General features: G+C 34.9%; 19 protein-coding genes and 1 tRNA gene. 8 read left to right on the top strand and 12 right to left on the bottom strand.

Features of this window, described 5'->3' with window-relative positions; translation table 11 throughout:
* Nucleotides 1-4 precede the first annotated feature (4 nt).
* A complete protein-coding gene (locus EIB73_RS05870; protein ID WP_125023546.1) occupies nucleotides 5-2,425 on the top strand; it encodes a S8 family peptidase in 2,421 nt (806 codons plus the stop codon).
* Here the strand turns inward: EIB73_RS05870 and EIB73_RS05865 are convergent.
* From EIB73_RS05865 to EIB73_RS05855, 3 genes are all read right to left on the bottom strand, one after another.
* Nucleotides 2,422-3,447 (bottom strand): AAA family ATPase, encoded by a 1,026-nt coding sequence (locus tag EIB73_RS05865; RefSeq protein ID WP_125023544.1) that lies wholly within the window; start codon nucleotides 3,445-3,447, stop codon nucleotides 2,422-2,424. The two genes, EIB73_RS05870 and EIB73_RS05865, sit on opposite strands and share 4 nt — an antisense overlap.
* A 162-nt stretch (nucleotides 3,448-3,609) precedes the next feature.
* Nucleotides 3,610-4,968, bottom strand: coding sequence for an acyl-CoA dehydrogenase family protein (locus EIB73_RS05860; RefSeq protein WP_125023542.1), 1,359 nt, complete (start codon nucleotides 4,966-4,968; stop codon nucleotides 3,610-3,612).
* A gap of 67 nt (nucleotides 4,969-5,035) precedes the next feature.
* Nucleotides 5,036-6,037, bottom strand: a complete 1,002-nt coding sequence (locus EIB73_RS05855) for a helix-turn-helix transcriptional regulator (protein WP_125023540.1) — start codon at nucleotides 6,035-6,037, stop codon at nucleotides 5,036-5,038.
* Nucleotides 6,038-6,172: 135 nt separating this feature from the next.
* Here EIB73_RS05855 and EIB73_RS05850 point away from each other — a divergent pair, with 135 nt between their 5' ends.
* From EIB73_RS05850 to EIB73_RS05840, 3 genes are all read left to right on the top strand, one after another.
* Nucleotides 6,173-7,552, top strand: coding sequence for an RtcB family protein (locus EIB73_RS05850; protein ID WP_125023538.1), 1,380 nt, complete (start codon nucleotides 6,173-6,175; stop codon nucleotides 7,550-7,552).
* A 119-nt stretch (nucleotides 7,553-7,671) separates the two neighbouring features.
* Nucleotides 7,672-7,777 (top strand) — tRNA-OTHER (locus EIB73_RS05845).
* A gap of 178 nt (nucleotides 7,778-7,955) precedes the next feature.
* The gene (locus EIB73_RS05840) at nucleotides 7,956-10,196 is read left to right on the top strand and encodes a hypothetical protein (RefSeq protein ID WP_125023536.1); all 2,241 of its coding nucleotides are present in this window, start codon (nucleotides 7,956-7,958) and stop codon (nucleotides 10,194-10,196) included.
* Nucleotides 10,197-10,270: 74 nt separating this feature from the next.
* On the opposite strand, the gene EIB73_RS05835 is transcribed toward EIB73_RS05840, so the two are convergent.
* Nucleotides 10,271-12,538 carry a polyribonucleotide nucleotidyltransferase gene (locus EIB73_RS05835; RefSeq protein ID WP_125023534.1) on the bottom strand — a complete coding sequence of 756 codons (2,268 nt, stop codon included), beginning with the start codon at nucleotides 12,536-12,538 and terminating at the stop codon, nucleotides 10,271-10,273.
* Nucleotides 12,539-12,879: 341 nt separating this feature from the next.
* Between EIB73_RS05835 and EIB73_RS05830 the strand changes: the two genes are divergently transcribed.
* Nucleotides 12,880-13,122, top strand: a complete 243-nt coding sequence (locus EIB73_RS05830; protein ID WP_125023532.1) for a GlsB/YeaQ/YmgE family stress response membrane protein — start codon at nucleotides 12,880-12,882, stop codon at nucleotides 13,120-13,122.
* A gap of 209 nt (nucleotides 13,123-13,331) precedes the next feature.
* Here EIB73_RS05830 and EIB73_RS05825 read toward each other — a convergent pair whose 3' ends face one another.
* Together EIB73_RS05825 and rpsO are read right to left on the bottom strand one after the other, a co-directional pair.
* Entirely contained in the window at nucleotides 13,332-14,879 is a 1,548-nt protein-coding gene (locus EIB73_RS05825; protein WP_125026064.1) for an IS1182 family transposase, read from the bottom strand.
* A 108-nt stretch (nucleotides 14,880-14,987) separates the two neighbouring features.
* Entirely contained in the window at nucleotides 14,988-15,257 is a 270-nt protein-coding gene (gene rpsO, locus EIB73_RS05820; protein WP_125023530.1) for a 30S ribosomal protein S15, read from the bottom strand.
* Between the two features lie 177 nt (nucleotides 15,258-15,434).
* Here rpsO and EIB73_RS05815 point away from each other — a divergent pair, with 177 nt between their 5' ends.
* The gene (locus EIB73_RS05815; protein WP_185144634.1) at nucleotides 15,435-16,046 is read left to right on the top strand and encodes a pyruvate decarboxylase; all 612 of its coding nucleotides are present in this window, start codon (nucleotides 15,435-15,437) and stop codon (nucleotides 16,044-16,046) included.
* 65 nt (nucleotides 16,047-16,111) lie between these two features.
* Here the strand turns inward: EIB73_RS05815 and EIB73_RS05810 are convergent, their stop codons facing one another.
* From EIB73_RS05810 to EIB73_RS05785, 6 genes are all read right to left on the bottom strand, one after another.
* Entirely contained in the window at nucleotides 16,112-17,062 is a 951-nt protein-coding gene (locus EIB73_RS05810; RefSeq protein WP_125023529.1) for an ADP-ribosylglycohydrolase family protein, read from the bottom strand.
* A 239-nt stretch (nucleotides 17,063-17,301) separates the two neighbouring features.
* Nucleotides 17,302-17,877, bottom strand: a complete 576-nt coding sequence (locus tag EIB73_RS05805) for a pentapeptide repeat-containing protein (RefSeq protein WP_125023527.1) — start codon at nucleotides 17,875-17,877, stop codon at nucleotides 17,302-17,304.
* 143 nt (nucleotides 17,878-18,020) lie between these two features.
* The gene (locus EIB73_RS05800; RefSeq protein WP_125023525.1) at nucleotides 18,021-18,536 is read right to left on the bottom strand and encodes a hypothetical protein; all 516 of its coding nucleotides are present in this window, start codon (nucleotides 18,534-18,536) and stop codon (nucleotides 18,021-18,023) included.
* A gap of 35 nt (nucleotides 18,537-18,571) precedes the next feature.
* Nucleotides 18,572-19,135 carry a hypothetical protein gene (locus EIB73_RS05795; protein WP_125023523.1) on the bottom strand — a complete coding sequence of 188 codons (564 nt, stop codon included), beginning with the start codon at nucleotides 19,133-19,135 and terminating at the stop codon, nucleotides 18,572-18,574.
* A 59-nt stretch (nucleotides 19,136-19,194) separates the two neighbouring features.
* Nucleotides 19,195-19,890 (bottom strand): hypothetical protein, encoded by a 696-nt coding sequence (locus tag EIB73_RS05790; RefSeq protein ID WP_125023521.1) that lies wholly within the window; start codon nucleotides 19,888-19,890, stop codon nucleotides 19,195-19,197.
* Between the two features lie 185 nt (nucleotides 19,891-20,075).
* Entirely contained in the window at nucleotides 20,076-20,534 is a 459-nt protein-coding gene (locus tag EIB73_RS05785; RefSeq protein WP_125023519.1) for a hypothetical protein, read from the bottom strand.
* 409 nt (nucleotides 20,535-20,943) lie between these two features.
* Here EIB73_RS05785 and EIB73_RS05780 point away from each other — a divergent pair, with 409 nt between their 5' ends.
* The gene (locus EIB73_RS05780) at nucleotides 20,944-21,273 is read left to right on the top strand and encodes a single-stranded DNA-binding protein (RefSeq protein ID WP_125023517.1); all 330 of its coding nucleotides are present in this window, start codon (nucleotides 20,944-20,946) and stop codon (nucleotides 21,271-21,273) included.
* Between the two features lie 80 nt (nucleotides 21,274-21,353).
* Nucleotides 21,354-21,800, top strand: a complete 447-nt coding sequence (locus EIB73_RS05775; RefSeq protein ID WP_125023515.1) for an HRDC domain-containing protein — start codon at nucleotides 21,354-21,356, stop codon at nucleotides 21,798-21,800.
* The last annotated feature ends 111 nt before the right edge of the window (nucleotides 21,801-21,911 follow it).

The raw sequence follows: 21,911 nt of genomic DNA, 5'->3' as shown, positions 1-21,911 counted from the left end.
ATGAATGAATAGACATATATTTTTAAGTAATGAGAAATCAAGCCATCCAAAATTTAATAGACAAAGAAATGTTGGAGGCGGCACAATAAATCTTCAAGAATCTCAAGATGAAGTTGAGGAGACTTTGCCTAAAATAATTGAAGAATATCAAAAAACAAATTTCAGATTATACAATCTCATTTTTTATTCTAAACGTAAAAAAAGAAATGACACTAGGTCAATAATTTTTCCGAAAAATATTGATTTGATTAAAATACAATTTTATAATATTCCCGATACTTCCCTAAGAATCAAATTTTTAGAAAAATATGGAATTAACCCAATCGAATATAAAGACTTCAACAAAACTATCGTTTTTGAAATTTTAGATAAATCATTATTTGAAAATTTTAAAAATCACGTCAATGATATTATTGAAAGTCCAAGTAAAACTTCTTATGAGAATCAGCCCTACAATATACTTGCATTGATGTACAAATTTGAATTTATTGATAGTAGAGCAAGAATTTTCACATACAATAAGGAAGGAATTTTATTAGATTTTATAGATAGTGTTGATAGCATATATGACGTTCAAAAAGGTGAGTTAATTAAATATTTGAAAGAAAATGAGTTGAATTATTCATATTCTGAAGATTATGAAAGTATTTTAGAAATCGAAGATATTAATAGAGAAAAAGTTCAATTTATAGCTGATAATTTTGACATAGTCAAAGCTATAACTAGTTCTCGAACGCAAATATTAAGTCCGAGTTATAATGGACCAACTAGAGAATACGGATTTGAAATTAATGTCGCTGGAAATATTACAAAAGTTGGTGTAATTGACACAGGTGTGGAATTAATATCTCCACTGGAAAGTGCAATTTTACGAGATTATGTTGACCATACAAACAATGGTGCTTTTTGGGATGAAGTTGGTCACGGTACAATGGTTTCAGGTTTGATAATTTTAGGAGATGAATTTTATAATAATGTAAAAACTATCTACAACGCAAAAGCAAAAATTTTTGTTTTAAAAGTTTTACAAAACGATAATGATCCGATTGACATTCCAAGATTGTTAAATGATATAAAATTTGCTAAAAGAGAACATGGTATTAAACTCTTTAATATGTCACTAGTTATACCAAACGCAAAAAAATACAATGAGACATTTAGTAAATTTGCATACGAATTAGATAAGTTATCTTTCGAAGAAGATATTTTAATTTTTATCTCAGTAGGTAATTTTAACAGCGAAAGTTTAAAAGCGCTTATTGAAGAAGAAGAGCATCCAGATCATGATTATCCGGACTTTTTCTATAAGTTAGATCGGACAACTGAGGTCCATAATTGTGAAGATACAAATATTTGTTCCCCGTCAGAATCATTAAATAATATTTCCGTAGGAGCATTGGCAGGAAATATGGATGTCATTGACCACTCCGACGTGACACCAAATGAACTTTATCCTGCATATTATACAAGAAAATTTCATTATGATTATTCGCAAAATATTAACTCACAATCTATTAAACAAAAAAACAAACACTTAAATAAACCTGATTTTGTTTTTTATGGAGGAGATTTATTTAATGCTGAATCAGGATTAGAAATTTTACGGTCGCCAATGGTTTTAGAAGATAAATTTTATGGCAGATCTTGTGGAACTAGTTTAGCAACACCCTTAATCACCTCTTACGCAGCAGAAATTTTAAATGAATACCCCAATTTGAAGACTCAAACGGTGAAAGCATTATTAGTTAATTCCGCAAACTATTTTAATGCACATCATTTTAAGGAAAAACCAAATTCCTTATTAAAGAGCTTAGTTGGATTTGGTAAACCTGATAAGAAAGGGTTAATTGAAAATGATAAAGACTCCGTAACTTTTGTAGTGGAAGATGCAATTAAAATTGGTGAAATAATTAATATACCAATAAATCTTCCTGAATATCTTAAGAAGTCCGGTAATAAATTGCAATTTGATATTTCTTTGTGTTACAGCTTCTTACCAATAAAGGATAATCAGTTAGATTATCTTCCATTATACATGTCATTTAGTCTAGTAAAAAATGTACAAGCCAATATCTTTGAAAATGGAATTCAAAAAGATTTTGGAATAAAGAACTTTTCATGGAGTGAAGATCATTTTGGAATAGACAATAGACAATTTTCTAATAGTCAATTTATGTCTTACAGAATTCAACCAAATGATTATGCGAAATTGGATGATAGTATTGCTATAGCAATTAGATGCTTATGTAAAAATCCATACCTCGATGAATTATCAGTGAAAACACATATGTTTTCAGTTGTTGTTAAGATTACTGAAATTCTCACAAATGAAGGAACTGGAAATTTATATTCTGAAATGCTGGAAATAAATAATTATCTTGATATCTCTAATAATTTAGATTTGGATCTTGAAGCAGAAAACTAAATCCCAATCGATTGCTTTTCGATATAAATTAATTCCTGCCATTTTTTTGTATCAATTTTTGCAGAAATTATGTTAGCGGTATTTTCCATAGCAAATAAACTTCTTTTTATAGCGGTTACTAGCGTTTTTTGAATGCTATAATAAGATAGTCCTACAGATGTTTTAATCACTTTGTTTGCTTTAATTTTACTGTCGAAAATGAAGTTACCGTTTTTTAGGGTTAATGATACTAAATCTTTTATTTCTTTTTCTGTAGGTAAATTAAATCCAATTGAAAAATCAAATCTTCTCAATAATGCTTCATCAAGCATTTCTCTTTGATTTGTTGCCGCAATAACAATACTATTTTGAGGAAGATAATCAAATAGTTGCAGAATTGTATTAACTACTCTTTTCATTTCCCCATGATCTTGTGAATAGTCTCTAACTTTACCTAATGAATCGAATTCATCAATGAAAATAATACAGTCTTCAGAAGCTGCCTTGCGAAATATTTTTGCTAGATTTTTACTTGTTTCTCCAAGTTTTGATGAAACAATTGCACCTAAATTTACAACAACCATCATTTTTTCAAGTTCCCCGGCAACAACATAAGATGCTAATGTTTTGCCGCAACCAGAAGGTCCATGAAGCAGTAATTTATTAGCAACAGGCAAATCGAATTTCCGCAGTAAATCTGCTTTTTGATGTTCTTCAATAAAATATTGTAAACTATTAATAACTGAATTGTCAGCAATAATATTATCCAAACGATAGTTAGAAGTTAATTTTTCTAAAATCAAATCTCCAACTTCCTTGTCTTCAATTCTATTAAAATAAGATTCAGAACCTACTTTAGTAAGCGAATCACTTCTTTGTTGTTTAAATGAATCTTTTAAAATTGATTGCAATTGTACTGCAAAATTTATCTTTTTTGTGTTTTTAGAATGCTCAATAAGTTCATTAAGTACAGATAGTAAATTTTCTTGATCATTTTCAAGACCAAATTTAGCAATGTTTTTTATGTAATCTAATTGACTCATTTATATTGCGAAAATAAACATTTTTTTATTGTTAAGGTACATTAATCTATTAAAAAACACTAGTTTAAAATTTGAAAAAAATTATATGATATAATTAATCTTAAAAAATTAAACTTTATTATACCAATAAATTTCCAAACAATATTTCATTAATTGCTTATTTTAAACAAACGCACTAAATCCCGTAATGCTTCTTCCCACAATCAAAGAATTAATTTCTTTCGTGCCTTCGTAGGAATAAATGGCTTCGGCATCGGCGACAAATCTGGCAACGTCGTATTCCAGTAAAATACCGTTTCCACCCAGAACTTCGCGGGCTCTGGAAACAATATCTCGGGTTCTCATCGTACAGAATACTTTGGCGAGTGAGGCGTGTTCGTCTTTTAAAATTCCTTCGTCCTGCATTTCGGAGAGACGGAAAACCATGGTTTGCATCGCTGTCAAATTAGAAAGCATTTCGACCAAATGTCCCTGTATCATCTGGAAAGACGCAATGGGTTTCCCAAACTGTTCACGCGTTTTGGTGTAGGCCAAAGCACTTTCGTAGGCGCCTCTTGCGCAACCGGTCGCCATCCACGCCACGCCGGCTCTGGTCATGCGCAAAACATTTCCCGTGTCTTTGAAAGAGTTGGCGTGTTCCAGTTTATTTTCATCAGAAATAAAACAGTCGGTTAAAGTGATCAAACCGTTTTGCACAATTCGAAGCGCCATTTTTCCTTTAATCTTTTCCACCTTAAAGCCGGGATTGTCTTTTTCTAAGATGAAACCTTTCACTTCGCCATCGTCTAAACTTCTTGCCCAGATAATAATGACATCCGCAAAAGTAGCGTTGCCGATCCATTTTTTCTGACCGTTCAGAATGTAACCTTCAGGTGTTTTTTTACAGGTTGTGGTTAAACCGCCTGCCGCGCCGGAACCCACTTCCGGTTCCGTTAAACCAAAGGCCCCAATTTTATCAAAATTCTGCATTGCAGGCAACCATTTTTGTTTTTGTGCTTCTGATCCACAAAGATAAATCGAGCCCATTGAAAGTCCGGACTGAACGCCAAAGAACGTCGCGATCGACGCGTCAACTCGTGCCATTTCCATGGCCAAAACACCTTCCATTAAAAAGGGTAGGCCGGGACAACCGTAACCGTCGTAAGTCACGCCACAGACATTGAGTTTTTTAAACTTTTCAATAATTTCAAACGGAAAGGAATCGTGTAGCCAATGATTATTCACCAAAGGTTTTACTTCGGTTTCCATAAACTCCCGGACGCGCATCTGGATTTCTTTCTGCTCGGGAGTTAAAGTTTCGAAAACATCGTAAAAATCTCCGTCAACAGGGGGCAAATCTTTCTTCTTTTTTTCCGGATCAATGGCGCGCATCAGCATTTTGATTTGCTTATCATCCATTTTGGAAAAACCTTCCATCATTTTGGGAAGATCTACTTTTCCGGATATTTTGGAGAGTTCATCAAGATCAATTGATTGGAATATTTCAATAGCGTTTCGGACTTTGGAAAATATATTGGCCATAGGATTTAAATTTGAAAAAAAGATACAAAAAAAGTTTTGAAGGAAATTTGAGGAACTTAATGTAAAATTAATCGCGATAATTTTTAACCGCATTTTTCAATGTCTGCTCTATTCTCATTCGCAGTTTTCGTGGTTGCATAACCGTTATCAGATCTCCGAAACCCAGGATCATACGTTCTAATTCAAAATTCAGTTGAACTTTTATTTTGAATAAAGTCCCGTTTTCATTTTCTTCTAAAACTTCCTGAGAATGGTGAAACGGTTTGGTTTTTACATAAGGTGCATTGTTCTTTTCCACAAAAAAGATGACATTCGTGGGACGATTTCTTTCGGAAACAGTTGCACCGATTACTTCGTTGAAATAGGTATCTCCATCCACCTTTTTATCGATATAAGTTTCTGCTAAATCATCAGCAATCTCCTCAATCCGGTCTAAAGCCAGGTTGTAAATTCGCGTTTTGTGCCAACAGATGACAAACCAGCGGTTATTGAATTCCTTCAATAATTGTGGATGGATCTGCATTTGATTTATTTCTCTTGCTTTAAAAGATTTGTAAGAAACATTCAACACCTTTTTCTTTAAGATCGCTTCATATAAAACATCAATAAATTCCAAACCTTTTAGATTTTCATTTTTATCCAAATGAATAATGGATTTCTGATTTTTGCCTGAAATAACAGAATCTTCCAGTCTTTGAATAACGCCACTCATTTGTTTAAACAAAGAAAAATCTTTGAACTGCTTTAATAACTGTATGGATTCATTGATGATCTGAACATCTTTTTCCGTCACAGGAATATTTTTAATACTAAAAGTATCATCAGAATAACGATAGAACTTTCTGTCATACACTTCTATCGGCGCATTGTATCCCAATTTTTCACTCCTCATATTTTGAATATCCAGCTGTATAGTTCTCTTACTTAAAAAAGATTCTTTGCCTTCAAATTCAAATAAAGCATCCGAACAAACATCAATCAGATCTTCCAAAGTGTACTCTTTTGCTCTGTTGCGAAGGCAACTATCAATTGTTTTGTAGCGAATAAGGGCGTTTTTGTTGGATGACATATTTGTAAAACTTTAGTTATCTCTATCTTTTTATGATTTTGTATTAAATAATTTCAAAAATAATTAAAATAATTTGACCTACGCAAAATGATTGCGCAATTGACCATTTACTTTGCATCATCAAATAACTACACAATGAAAATTACAGGAAACGAAATCATCGAATTAGGTTACCGACCAGGAAAATGGTTTGCCGATGCTTTAGAGCACATCAACGAAAATGAATTGAACCAGGAAGAAATGGAAAATTATTTAGACCAGTTTAAGGATCCGGATCCACTTCCGTTAAATGAAAATCCTGCAGATTTTATCGTAAACATCACAGCAGAAAACGAAAGCGAGCAGGATAATGTAGAAAAAGTGACGAAAACAATGCAGACTTTGATGAAAACGCCAACTTTGGTTGCCGGTGCAATTATGCCCGATGCCTGTCCTACAGGTCCGGAAGGTCATATTCCGGTTGGTGGTTTGGTGGTTGCAAAAAATGCGATTCATCCGGGATTTCACAGTGCAGATATTTGTTGTTCTGTAATGTTGACGGATTTTGGAAAAACAGATCCGAAAGAAGTTTTGGATGCAGCACATTCCATCACCCATTTTGGATATGGCGGGAGAGAAAGAGGACAGCAAATGCCGATGTCTGCAAAATTAATGGAGGAATTTCGTGGAAATTTATTTTTGAACGAAGAACGATTGATCAGTATTGCGAGGTCTCATATGGGAACTCAAGGAGATGGAAACCACTTTTTATTCGTGGGAATTTCTAAAAATACAGGAAATACGATGATGATCACGCACCATGGTTCAAGAGCACCTGGAGCGATTTTATACGATAAAGGAATGAAAGTAGCCAACCGTTTTCGCCAAATTTTATCCCCGGAAACATTGAAAGAAAATGCCTGGATTCCATTTGACACTGAAGAAGGCGAATCCTACTGGGAAGCATTGCAGATTATTAGAAAATGGACGAAGGAAAACCATGAATCCATTCATAATGCGACTTTGGAAAAATTAAATGTAGAAGAATTAGACCGATATTGGAATGAACATAATTTTGTATTCAGAGATGGTGATTTATTTTACCATGCGAAAGGAGCAACTCCGCTGGACGACAAATTTTTACCGGACATCACAGGCCCAAGATTAATCCCTCTGAATATGGCAGAACCTGTGTTGATCGTGAGTGGAGCCACAAACGGTAGAAATTTAGGATTTGCTCCTCATGGTGCAGGAAGAAATTTCAGCAGAACGCAGCACAAAAAATCTTTGGCTCACAAAACCATTGAGGAAGTTTTTGAAGAAGAAACGAAAGGTTTAGACATCCGTTTCTTTACGAATGACATTGATATTTCTGAATTACCAAGCGCATACAAAAATGCTCAAAATGTAAGATCTCAAATTAAAGAATTTGGACTTTGCGAAGTTTTGGATGAAGTAATGCCGTATGGTTGCATTATGGCAGGAGATGTGCAGAAAAATGCGCCCTGGAAAAAGAAGAAAAAATTTAGAAAATAAAATCAACAACGCAAAATGATTGCGCATACAAGCAATTACTTTGTATTATTAATTAAGAGGTCAATTGAGAGTTACTTCAAAAAATTTAAGGTATTCACTTTGATCCTTACCTCTTTTATGGGGCAGTAGCTCAGTTGGTAGAGCAATTAAATTTTATAATTATCAATTTGGTCAAATAAAATTTACTACTGAAATGTGTCGAAGGTTCGATTCCTTCCTGCTCCACAAATGGTCAACAGAGACTTACTTCTAAATTGGTAATGCCGATGCAAATCGGCTTGTGGTTCGAGTCCGCGGGAAGTTTCTGAATTACCATGATCAAGGTCAAGCACATCTTACTACAATCCACCATTTGAAATAGATATGCAATTACCTGATCTTATTTTAACTAAAAAAAACCACTATGAAAAACAAAAATTTTTTAAAAGTAGCCATTAGAAATAATGCAGTTTATATTCCTGAAATCAATGATTCTACAAGTCAGAATTTGAGTAAATCGACTTTTGAATTGGTTGAAAATTTGAAAAAATTAGGTTTTTCTTTTAGTGAAGAATTACTTTGGAGCGTCAATCAATGTGATGTCAATTTTCAAAAGGAAATCTATACTGTTTTTCAAGAAATCTTGGGAACAAAATTGAATTGGACTCCTTTAATAAAAAACTGGAAAATCCCAACTGGAGAAACTAAAAGCGACCATTGGATTACTTTTTTCGCTCAAATTTTTAACGATAAAAAAGGGAGAATTTTGGCTTGCGGACATTTGATTCCAGAAAACACTTTTCCTTTGGAAAGATACAATGGTTGTCCGTTTTGCGGAACTCCTTTCAAATTTGGTGGAATAGAATCTTTCGGAGCCGGAAGCAAAATGAAAGTCTTGGAATTGTTGACTGATAAAGACATTGAGAACTATTTCCATTCTTTATTAAATTCAAAAACAGCATTGGATGCTTCTCAAATTGATTCTTTGAAAAATTTAATTTCAGAATTAGACATTCCTTCCATCGAAATAAAAATGAAAGAAACTTTGATGGTTGTGGTTGATGCTTTAATTGAAAAAGGAAAGGAAAGAGATGCTGGAAAATTATTAAAAACTCCGAATGATATTTTGAGATATTTATGGTACAAAAAAACAGGTTTTCTTCAATTGGTAGAACCAAAAACCATCATTAAAAGAATCTCAAAAAACAACCGAAATTTTTCAGTTTCTTTAGATAAAAGAGTGGAAGTTAAAGTAGAATCCAAGGAATCTCTCAAATTGAAATACTCCCGAAAAGAATCTTTGATGGTCGCAAAATGGTTGAATGAAATAGAATTAAATTCTGAAGTAATCTGCGAAAACATGCATCCAAAAAGAAACATGTGGATCCGATTTATTCGTGCGTTGCGATTGGCAGAATACAGCAAAAGAAGAGGATTTGAGCAATTGGCAAAAATTTTAGATGATTTTTACAACAAAAATTACACGGTTTTGCAAGGTAGAATTAATCATTTTCGATTGAAGTCTGATGCGGAAAACACTTTTGCATTGCTTAAAAAACGACATGGATTATTTGCGCGTTCATTATTTTCAAACATTTTGTGGTTTGGTGAAGATTTGACTTTGAAACATTTTGAAGAAATTGTTGATAAAATCCCGATGCGTTTGGTTTTAACTTTAAATATGTACGCAGAAATTTATTTTGATAATGATGCACACAGAAATATAAAAACTTTGGGCGGAACCAACAAAACGATTCCGGCAAATAAATGGTTAAAAAGTTTTGAAGATGATCACTTGAATGAAATTAAAATCAAAATTGAAGAAATGACTTTAAGCGCCATTGAAAAGAGATTTTCTGCAATGAAAACTGAAAATAAAACAATGTTTATCAGTCCAGAATTGTATAATATTCCTCTGAGTATAGGAGATAGAAGTGATAATATTCAAGATTTACCATCTGCTTTGATGGGAACAAAATTTCCTTTGGAAGGAAACGAAATTCGATTATTTATGCAATGGGGAAAAGATTTGCCTGCGCAACATCTTGATATGGATTTGAGTTGTCATATTGCTTATGAAACCAGTTCCGAAGTTTGTAGTTATTTTAATTTGACCACAAAAGGATGTCAACACAGTGGAGATATTATCAATATTCCGAACAAGATTGGGACCGCAGAATATGTGAATTTGAATATTTTCGAATTGCAAAATGCAGGTGCAAAATATGTTACTTTTACGTGTAATGCGTACAGCTACGGAAGCATTAGTCCAAATTTGGTTGTCGGATGGATGGATTCGAAATTTCACATGAAAATCTCCGAAACTTCGGGTGTTGCTTATGATCCATCGTGTGTGATTCATCAAGTTAGAATTTCAAATAATCTTTCAAAAGGTTTGGTATTTGGTGTTTTAGATGTTGAGAAAAGAGAAATTATTTGGTTAGAAATGACATTTTCTGGACAAAATATTCAAACTTTAGACACGAATGGAGTTGAAGTATTGATGAAAAAATTAGATTCAAAAATGAAAATCGGAAATCTCTTGGAGATAAAAGCGAAATCTCAAAATTTGAAAATAGTAAATAATTCCCAAGATGCACATGAATATTATGATTACCAATGGGCAATAAATTCTGCAAATGTAACGGAATTGTTTGTGGATTGAACTAATTCTAGGGGTAATAAATAAAAAAAAACTCCCAAATCACTTTGGGAGTTTCTATATAATCTCAGATCTTCTTAGTTGTGGTTATCTTCTTGACGTGGTCCGTTATTTTCCGGACGGTCATCTCTTCTTTGAGGTCTGTCACCTTGCGGACGATTTTCTCTCGGACGGTCGTTGTTATATTGTGGACGATCTCCCTGTGGACGATCTCCTTGAGGTCTTTCTTCACGAGCCGGTCGGTCTAAAAGAACTTTTCTCGAAAGTTTCATTTTCTTACGGTCATCGTAACCCATGAATTTCACTTCTACCATATCGCCTTCGTTGTACGGAACTTTGTCCAAACGCGCCCATTCGATTTCCGAAATGTGAAGTAAACCTTCTGTTCCTTTTGCAATGGCTACGAATGCTCCGAAATCCATTACTTTAACAACTTTACCGTTGTACACGCTTCCAACTACAGGAACGAAACAGATTTCGTTAATTGCTGCAATCGTTGCATTAATATTCTCTCTTGAAACACCAGAAATTTCGATTCTTCCGATTTCGCCAATTTCTTCAATTGCGATAACCGTTTCGAAATCTTTCTGCATTTGCTGAATGATTTTTCCTCCAGGTCCAATGATCGCTCCGATGAAATCTTTTGGAACTTCCAATACTTCCATTTTCGGTGCGTGTGGTTTTACGTCTGGTCTTGGTGCGTCAAGTGTTTTCAATAATTCATTAAGGATATGCAATCTTCCGTCTTTCGCTTGGATTAAGGCTTTTTCCATAATGTCCATGGTCAAACCTTCTACTTTAATATCCATTTGACAAGCCGTGATTCCGTCTGCAGTTCCTGTTACTTTAAAGTCCATATCACCTAAGTGATCTTCGTCTCCTAAGATATCGGAAAGTACCGTGAATTTACCTGATTTTGGATCAGTTACCAATCCCATTGCAATTCCGGAAACCGGTTTTGAAATTTGAACACCTGCATCCATTAAAGCTAAAGTTCCGGCACAAACCGTTGCCATTGAAGACGAACCGTTTGATTCTAAAATATCAGAAACGATACGAATGGTGTAAGGGTTTTCTGTAGGGATCATTTTCGCTAAAGCTCTTTGAGCCAAGTTTCCGTGACCTACTTCTCTTCTTGAAGTTCCTCTTAAAGGTCTTGCTTCACCCGTTGAAAAAGGTGGGAAGTTATAGTGTAAGAAGAATTTTTGATCGTAGTTGATTGCAACCGTGTCCACCATGTTTGCATCTTTTACAGATCCTAAAGTTACTGCAGTCAATGACTGAGTTTCTCCTCTTGTAAAGATTGCAGAACCGTGTGCTCCCGGTAAATAATCAACTTCTGACCAGATCGGACGAATCGTTTCCGGCGTTCTTCCATCCAAACGGATTTTTTCGTTCAAGATCATCTGACGCATTGCTTCTTTTTCTACATCGTGGAAATAGATTTTTGCGAAAGGTTTTGCAACTTCTAATTCTTCTTCAGAATACTGAGTTAAGAATTCTTCTAAAATAGCCTGGAAGTTATCATGTCTTTCTTCTTTAGCAGAAGGAGTTTTTGCAACTTCGTACACTTTATCATAAGTTGCTGCCCAAACTTTTTCGCGAATTTCTTCGTTGTGATCTTCGTGCGTGTATTCTCTTTTTGGAAGAGATTTTCCAACTCTCTCAGCTAATCTTTCCTGAGCTGCTACCTGAACTTTAATTTCTTCGTGTGCGAATTTAATGGCTTCGATCATTTCCTGTTCAGAAATTTCATCCATTTCACCTTCTACCATTACGATAGAATCTTTTGTTGCACCCACCATAATGTTTAAATCTGCTTTTGCAAGATTTTCCATACTTGGGTTAACAACTAATTTACCGTCGATTCTCGCGACAGTAACTTCAGACATTGGTCCGTTGAAAGGAATATCGGTAATTGCGATTGCTGCAGAAGCGGCTAATCCTGCCAAAGATTCTGGCATACATTCTTTATCATAAGAAATCAGGGAAATCATCACCTGAACTTCTGCATGGAAATCGGATGGGAAAAGTGGACGTAAAACACGGTCAACTAATCTCATTGTCAAAATTTCTTCATCAGATGGTCTTGCTTCTCTTCTGAAAAAGTTTCCCGGAATTTTTCCTGCTGAATAAAATTTCTCTCTGTAATCTACTGTTAAAGGTAAAAAATCGACACCTGGTTTTGCATCTTTACTGGCTACAACAGTTGCTAAAAGCATAGTTCCGCCCATTCTTACTACTACAGCACCATTAGCTTGTTTCGCTAATTTTCCTGTTTCGATGGTAATCTCTCTACCATCACTTAATTGAATTTTTTCAATAATTGCTTGTGGAGCATTCATAAATTTGATCGTCTTTAGCACTCCGTATTGAGTGCATTACTATTTAAAATATTTAAATTTTCGTTTGCAAAGATACGGAATTTTCCCGAGCGACAGGTTCTGATTTGGTGGAAAAATCAATCTTAAAAGCGTTTAAGTTAGCCTCATAGACTTATATTATTTGAGGAGAGAATAAAATATTAACATTTAGAAAAGGGGAGCTTTTAAGTAAGTTGATAGAAATGAAATCAATATTGAACGCTTGTTTAAATGATTGATAATTAACATCAAAAATATTTTCGGCACAAATTTGGATAACAATTTTAACACTAAAATAAGACAAACATTGAAAATTTAACATTATGGGAATTCTTTGGACATTAATTATCGGAGCAATAGCAGGTTGGTTAGGATCACAAATCTTTAAAGGCGGAAGTCTTGGACTAATCGGAAATATCGTCGTAGGTATCGTAGGTGGTTTTATAGGATATTGGTTATTAGGAGGAAGATTGGGCGACGGCGTAGTTGGAGAAATTTTAACAGGAACAATAGGCGCAATCGTACTTTTAGCGATAGTCAATTTATTTACAAGAGGAAAAGTATAAATATTTATTCTTTAAAAAAGGAAAGCAACTCATTACGAGTTGCTTTTTTTTGAACTGTTTAAATTCAGCGCTGATGAATCTGAGTTTTAAAATAAAAAAAGAAGCCGTCTCAAAATAAAATTTGAGGCGGTTTTTTTATTTTCTGTTGTAAAGCGTTAAATTTTGATTATTTGTGATTTTTGCACATTAGGATAAAAATGTGCTCTTACTTAAGCACTCTTTTTTCTTAGATTGTGTGCTAAAGCGTGTAATCCGAACTCTAATTCCACTTTTTCTATTCCTTTGTGTGTAAAACGCTTGAAGTTCCGATTGGATTTGATATGTGCAAAGACGGGTTCTACATCCGCCGTGCGTTGTTTGCGTTTTATTTCTCCGATTTCACTCAAGATGTTTTCCCGAACTCTCTCCTTATGCCGTTCTAAATTTTGGTTGCGTTCTATTATTCTGTTTCCCTGGGCTTTATGGCAAGCCCCTCGCAGCGGACAACCGGTGCAGTTTTGAGCCTGGTACAGTGAACTTGTCTGAGCATAACCGCTTTTTGTTTTTCGATTTCGGTTGGTGATTTTATTCATCGGTTGCCCCATCGGACAGATATACTGATCGTTCTCTTCGTTATAATAAAGTTTATCGCGGTGAAAGTCTTCGTTGATTTTCTTTCTTTTCGATTTTAAAATACCCTGTTCCTTATCGAAGGTGTTGTATTTTACGAAGGTTTCTATATTTTTCTCTTCCAGAAAATCATAATTTTCTTCACTGCCGTAACCAGCATCAGCAGTAAGTTCTTCCGGCAAAAACTGATAAAGTTCTTCAAAAGTATTGAGATGTGGTTTAAGCGTATTTAAATCATTGGTGGTTTGGTGTAAAGTATAATGAATAACAAACTGGGATTCAGAACTTACCTGCACGTTGTAGGCGGGTTTAAGTTGACCATTCTGCATATGATCATCTTTCATGCGCATAAATGTGGCATCGGGATCGGTCTTACTATAACTGCCACGTCCGTCCAAAACCTTTTCCTGCTCCTGGTACTTATCCAGGTTCTGAGAAAAATTCTTTTGAATGTATCTTAATTTTGCCTTTGCTTTGGTGGATGCCTTCGGGTTTTTGCTGATGATCTCTTCTATTTTCTTGGCGGTCTTCTCTATTTTGTCTTTATCGATGGTTTTAAACTCCGGTGGTGTAGGATCGCTGTCTTCTTCCTCAGCAATGCTTTGGGCATAGTTCCACATTTGTTCAAGTTGTTCTGCCATCTTCTCTTTTCTGGTTTTAATGGCATTGCCCCAAACGAAGGTATATCTCCCGGCAATAGACTCTATCTTAGTTCCATCGGTAAAAACTTCTTTCAAGCTAACGAGTCCTTCCTCTGCTAATAACAGGACGACCTGTTTGAAAATGTCTTTGAAAATAGTCTTGAGTTTCTTGCTCCGAAAACGTGCGATGGTGTTATGGTCTGCGACCTGTTGAGCGGACAACCACATAAAATTAATATTCTCACGCATCGCTTTTTCGATCTTCCTGCTGGAATACGTATTATCCATATAAGCGTAAACCATCACCTTAAGCATCATCTTGGGATGAAAGCTCGGTTTGCCATCTTTACTATACTCTTCAATGAGCAATCGTAAATCCAGTTGTTCAATAATTCCATTAACGACCCGAACGGCATGATTTTCTGGAATCAATTCCTCGATTGATGGTGGGAATAACCAATTTTGTTGTTGGTTATAATCTTTAAATTTAATACTCATATAATTGATTATCAATACTTAAAGATAGTAAAACCCTTTAAAACTGACAAATGTTAAACACAGAAAAAACCGCCTCAGTATTGAGACGGCTTCTTTTCTTTTTGTTTTGGAAATGGATTATTTTCTTAATCCTAATTCAGCAATAATAGCTCTATATCTAGTAATATCTTTTTTCTTAAGATAATCTAAAAGAGCTTTTCTTTTACCTACTAAAAGAACCAAAGAACGCTCAGTAGCATAATCTTTGTGATTTCTTTTCAGGTGGCCTGATAGGTGATTAATTCTGTAAGTGAAAAGGGCTACTTGTCCCTCTGCGCTTCCTGTGTCTGTTTCAGACTTTCCATGTTTTCCGAAGATTTCTTTCTTCTTTTCAGTTGTTAAGTACATTCCAATATTATTTTAAATGATTATTATGTAACGGGTGCAAAAGTACAAATAATTTTTCATTGGTAAAAACATTATAAGCGCCCTAACTCAAATAATTTCTTAATAAATGTTAAAAAAATCATATTTTTTATTGTCTATATTAGTTGGATGGCAGTATCTTTGCAATACACAAAAAACATGAAAAATCTTTATCTCTTTCGATCTTCTTTTGCTGTTTTATTTCTCCTGACGGGCTATCTAGCGCTGCAAGGCCAAAATATTCCCTCTCCTAAAGATTTTAAAACCTATAATATTCTCTATTTCAACCCGGAGATTTTTCCTGATATCGAAGAGATTAAAGAACCTACTTACACTGCATTTTTCTCGGCTTTATCTGATCACATAAGCTTGTCGAGCCAGCATAAATTGCTGCGCGTGGACTATGATGTTCCTTTTGATGCACCGGATTCTACTCTTATTGCAGAATTTTGTGAAAATAATAATGCTCAGTTCGCCGTGATTCCGAAAGTAAAATATTTTAAAGTTGGTTTTGGAAAGTATGTTTTTTCAAATCAAGTCATTGTGAGTATGAAAATTTATAGCGCTACCGGTACTTTGCTTGCAGAAACTTCTTACGATACGTACCGCAAAAACGGAAGGTTATTGGGTTCCGCCGAAAACTCCATTAAAATCGGAACTTTTGGTGCACTAAAGAATTTGAACAAGATCCTGCGTAAAAAATACCGCCCCGAATTAAAAACGGCTACTCATTTCGAACTTTTTCCGTCGGAACAGTTTTCTTTGAATTAAAGTGCTCACTTTCAGTAGACATTTTAAATCTAAAAAAATAAATTGCTTTTGATCTGTGTCCTCTTTTAAGAAGAATGATTTTTCTTCGCCAGTCTTTCTGCCAAATCTTGAATATCTTCTCTGCGAACCAGTTGCTCAACCCAATTTTCTGGAATGGTATCAAAACCATAAAGTAAGCCGGCAAGTCCGCCCGTTATTGCAGAAGTCGTGTCAGTGTCTTCTCCTAAATTTACCGCTTTTAAAGTTGCATCTTTATAATTATCGGTGGTGAGTAAACACCAAATGCTCGCTTCTAAAGAATGAAGAACATAACCGCTGCTGGAAATTTCATGCTCTGCTAATTCTGAGATATCATCTTTTAAAAGTCGATTAAAAAATGAGATCTCATGCTGATCAATTGAAAGTGAATTTAGAAATTCTGGGATTTCCGTCTGAAGTTTTTGATAAATTTCGAATTTGTTTTTTCCTAAAAGAATTTCTTTCGCAAATTCAAGATAATAAAAACAGGAAATTACCGACCGAATATGTCCATGTGTAATTGAAGAAACTTTTTTCGTTATTTCATAACGTTCAGAAATTGGGAAATCTTTTATATAAAATAGAAGAGGTAAAATACGCATCAAAGATCCATTTCCATTGGAGGAAGCGTCGGTGCTTCCCGCGAATTCTGGTTTTTTTCCCTGAGCAATTTTGTTGATGGCTTCCCGGGTTGCGATACCGATATCGAAAACTTCACCGCGTGCTGCCCAAAAATTTTCATGATACCATTTAACAAAGTTTTGAGCGATTTGGTTTAAATCAAAATCGTGGGTCAGTGCTTCTGCTAAACAAAAAGTCATAGAACTGTCATCGGAGAAAGTTCCGGGCGGCAAGTTATAAGTTCCGTAACCAATCATATCGGTTACCGGGTTTTTAAGAATGTTTTCTCTGCTTTTAAATTCTACGGGAACACCGAGAGCATCTCCAACAGCAACTCCAAAAAGGGCCGATTTTATATCATATTTTAGTTTTTCCATGGACTGTTTTTATAATTGATTTGTCGTTGAACTGAAATGATTGTAAATTTTATAAAAATTTTGTAAAAAAGCAATATGAAACTTTCGAAAGAGAAAAGGTGAGATCTTTTAGCCCCGATCGTAGCGGCATCTCTCGTCTGAAAGACGAGAATAGAGCGGAGAGCGGGACCGAACTGAGAAAGAAAAACTGCTTTTGTTGCTCCTTCTTTGCCTGCATGAAAGTAGCGTTAATCTTGATTTCAAAAATTATTTTCAATCAAAATATCATGTTGATCGAGAAGTCCGGAAATTCCGGAAATAGAGAATTTTGCTTTTTTTAAACGGTTTGTTTCGGGATCGATCGAGTAGTTCAGCGCGGTTCGGAAATCTGCTTTTTCGAGATTGGAGCGATTAAATGTGGCGCCCGAAAGATCACTTTTATCAAACAGGGACGCGGTTAGATTACATTCTGTAAAGTCGGTTTCCTGCAACTGGCAATTTTTGAAAAGGGTCTTTTTTAAAGTGGTTCCATAAAAAGAGGAGTGGTTCAGCTGGCAAGTGTCGAAGGACAGCGAAAGTCCAAACTGGTTGGCATCTTCAAAACGAAGGCCCAACATTTTACACTCTTTAAATTTTACGTCTCTCAGAGCGGTATCACTGAGTTTTACCAAGCTCAAATTACAGTAGTTAAATTCACAATCTACAAACTTAAATTCGGAAAAATTTTGATCGCCAAAATTGCAGTTGTTGAAAATGCAATGGTCATATTCTGCGTGAGGAAGTTGGATTTGGGTAAAATCTTGTTTATCGAAAGTTTGATCTTGAATTTGAAGCATTATTTTTAATTGATTTGAAGAATGTGTAGAACGAATAAGTTTTTTGTAACACAATTTGATCGTAGAGGAAATTTTATGCGCATCCAAAAATACGTTTATTGATTGGCTTTATAAAATCTGAACACGATGACGCTGTAAAATAATTAATTCATGTTTAAAAGAGATAAAAGACCCACTGCCAGAATCGCCAGAATAAAAATGTTCGCGTAAAATCTGCTGGAATCTTTTTCCGCTCGATGTATTCTGACCGCATCTACAATTAAAACTAAAAAAGTTAAAATAACGCAGGCAATTCCCGCATACGCAATTCCGTAACCCATAGGATCGGATTTCCCGGCCGTAATTACAACATAAGATAACACAAAAATTCCGATGATGACCAAGAGTCTGCTTGCAATATGACCGAATATTTTTTTTGGAGTGTTCGAGTGGTGAGGTTCTGTTTTTCCATTCTCTCCTATTGCTAATGCAGATTTGTCTTTGTACAGCGCAATGAAAAACGGCAAAGGAGCAAATACCGCAAAGGTGTAGAGAATTTTATATATGGTTTGAACACCGAACCCCGAAGTTAAAAATAGAAGCGGAGATATCACATCGACGACCCAGAAGATCATATGAAGTAGTACAGCGGCGAGCGCTAATTTTAATTTATTTTTCATGTTGCAGGTTTAGAGGAGAAAAGAATTTTAATTTTTTATTGCATTTTTTTCTTTTCCTCATAATAGAGATCACTTGACTTTTCTTGAAATACATTTAAATAGTGGCCATCATAATTGTCCAGGTAGATTTTTGGAAAAACCATTTTGGATTTAATTGTCGGCATTTTGATCAGTTCTTTTTTGCTGTTATCGTAGTGATACCATTCTCCGATATACATATTGGTAAGGAGATTTACACTTCCTTCGCCACTGCCGTCATTACTGGCGGGTCCAAAATTATAAGTGCTCATTCCGATGAGTCTTATTTTTTTATCCTTTGGTTCATATCTAAACTGGTGTGCATAACCCGCCCGCATGTAGTTGATAAAAAATTCGAAACCACTTTTTGTTTCCCGTACGCCGGAATTCATCTCATCGGCTAATTCTGGCTGGCTGTAAATTGGTTTAAAATTTTGCGTCGATAATTTACATACGATCATTCCTTTTTCCGAATTAAAAGTAACGGTATCTTTTATAAGATCGCCATCTAAATCTTTGATGACTTGGGAGCTGAAGATTTGAAAGGTAAATAAAAGGAGAACTAAAAGTGGTAATTTCATGCAGTTTTATTATTGTTGTGTAACTGGAACGATTCTGAAAGATAGGAAGAAATTGATTTTCATTCCAATATAACTTTTTTAAATAAGTGAATTCCGCCAATACTGTAGGCGATATCAATGAGGACCGGTTTGTCTTTGAGGTAAAAATTACCATTTCGGAAGGATGTAATTCTCTCATCAACCCAGAAAAAATAATCTTCTCTTTTTGTCAGGACATCCAGATTATCGTTTGTCAGTGAAACTTGTTCTACATATTCTACCAAGCCCATCTTATTTAACTCCGGGATTGTTATTTGCTCTCCATTCATTTCACAAACATGCTTTTCTCCCAAACCGGGCATTCCAAACCAAGGTAAAGCTTTGGATGATTTAAGGGTAATTTTTGACGTATCACCTACGAAAAGAAAATATTTATGTTCGAAATTTTCAAAAATTGGAGGGAGAGACTTTTTTAGAAATTGCTCTTCGGCCTTCCAAAAAAACATGACTTTATTTTGCCATTCCTGATCTTCGCGGTTTTTGTTTTCTAAATTTTTCGTCCAGTAATGCATGTAAAGTTGACCTGTTCTGAGCAAGATGGTGGATTTTTCAATACTTTCTTTCTGTTGATCCGTAAGTGATCTGATCACTTTAAAGAATTGGTCGTCTCCTGCATCGATAATGATTTCTCCCTTTTTTAATTGTTCCGTTTCAGATAATTCTGTGGAAGGATCATCCTTTTCTCCTCTTCCGAAAAGCTTATTAAAAAGTCCCATTGAGTATTTGTTTTTGATGTTAAGAATAAACTCTTTTTAAAAAGTTGATTGAAATTCACCTGGCCTTAGGTGTTGATGTTGAAGTTTAAAATATTATTAAGTAGTTTTTTATATTCGGTAAATAGAGATAAATATTTGCTGGCCAGACTTATAGGATAGAAGTCAATGAGAATTTATTTATTGCCTTATTCTTGATCAACATATTTTGATCGCAGTTGCAATATTTTATTCCACGTTTTGTTATCATGAGCGTTTTTCTTAGAAATGTCTTTTCCTTCCAGTTTTAAGATAATGGTTTGATCCACTCCATCTACAGGTTGAACTGATTTGCCTTCAACCGCATTTTTAAAATCTTCGATATCAATATTTTGAAATATTTCTTCTGCTTCTGTAGGTGGAATTGCCTTTTTTGACTCAATTTTTTTATTTTCTGAGGCCGTCATATCAGATTGAAAAATAACAGAATCTTCCGAAATTATGAAGTGAGAAACGTAACCTAATTGTCCGCCCGCACTGTTAATTTCTATCGATTTTATTTTTTCCTTTTGCACCGTTTCAGGATGTTCTGTTGGAGAGGTTGCAGTTGGTTTCTTTTGCCCGCAGTTGATCAGTAATAGAAAGCACAGAAGGAGTAATTTATACATGGTTTTATGTTTCACGTTAACTTGTATAAATATAGGAGTTTTTGGGCTTCTATAATATTTTCTTGTGCAGTTATATTAGATTGAAATAGTGCGGACCTATTTCAAAATCTTGGGAATAGAAAAACTGCTCTTTATTCTAGCCCCGATCGAAGTGGAAATCCTTTTTTTCCTAAAAAAAGATTGAAACGGAGAACGGGTCCGAAATTTAAAAGAAAATATAATCTTGTTGCTCTTGAAAATAAAATCTTAAATTACTGATTATCAATTTAATAAACGATACAAACGAATACAAATGATAGTAAGCGCTTCATTACCGACTAACTTTTGAAAGCTGGTGAACCTTTGCAACAGAGATTCGAGACAGATCAGTGAGACTCGATTCTAATGTTTAATTATAAAATCTAAAGCCATGTCACTAAGAAACAAAGTTACCTTAATCGGTAGAACAGGAAAAGACGTCGAAATTGTACAATTCGAGAACGGAAAATTAGCGAAAGTAAGTTTAGCAACCAGCGATTACTACACCAACGCCATGGGCGAAAAAGTGGAAGAAACGCAATGGCACAATTTGGTCTGCAACGGAAAACTGGCCGACCTGATGGAAAAATACGTAGAAAAAGGGAAAGAGATCGCCGTAGAAGGTAAGATCGTCTACCGCAATTACGACGATAAAGAAGGGCAAAAACGCTATATCACAGAAGTTCGGGTGGATCAACTTGTCCTTTTGGGAAGTAAATAGAGGTGGAGCGATAAGCCGGATTTTGTCCCATGGAATTCGGCTTGCTCGCCTTTTCAAATTAAAACTAAAAACACAATACCATGAAAGTTCAAATATTTAAAATACGATTGTCAGACGAATTTATTTACGCTGACCAAAAAGTGCTCGATCGTTTTCTACAGGAAAACAATATTCTAAAATACGAAACTGCCTTTGTAAAGGAGGACGAAAGTTACTGGTCGGTGGTTCTCTATTTCGAAGAATCAAAAGTACAGGTCAACGAACCGAAACCTGAAAAATATAGTGCCGCACTGGAAGAACTCAACCATGATGAAATAAAAATTATGGATTCGCTGAAATTATGGCGCTCGGAAAAAGCGCGTGAAAAAAGTCTGCCTGTATATTTGATTGCGACAAACAAAGAATTGTTTTCCATCGCCAAATATAAACCTGCGAAAAAAGAAGAGCTGCTTGACATCAAAGGTTTCGGTAAATATAAAATCGAAAATTATGGAGAGGAAATCATTGAGATTTTAGAAACGGTTTAAAAACACAAACTCTATATGTTTTTACAGAAACCGGAGAAGTTTTCTTCGGTTTTTTGATTGTAGATTGGGCAAACTGGAGATTTTTCTTTATGTTTTAATTCACCAAGTTTT

The organism is Kaistella carnis, from assembly GCF_003860585.1.
GTDB classification, from domain to species: domain Bacteria; phylum Bacteroidota; class Bacteroidia; order Flavobacteriales; family Weeksellaceae; genus Kaistella; species Kaistella carnis.
The sequence above is the reverse complement of the archived record's forward strand: the minus strand, read 5'-3'. Positions and strand labels throughout refer to the sequence as shown.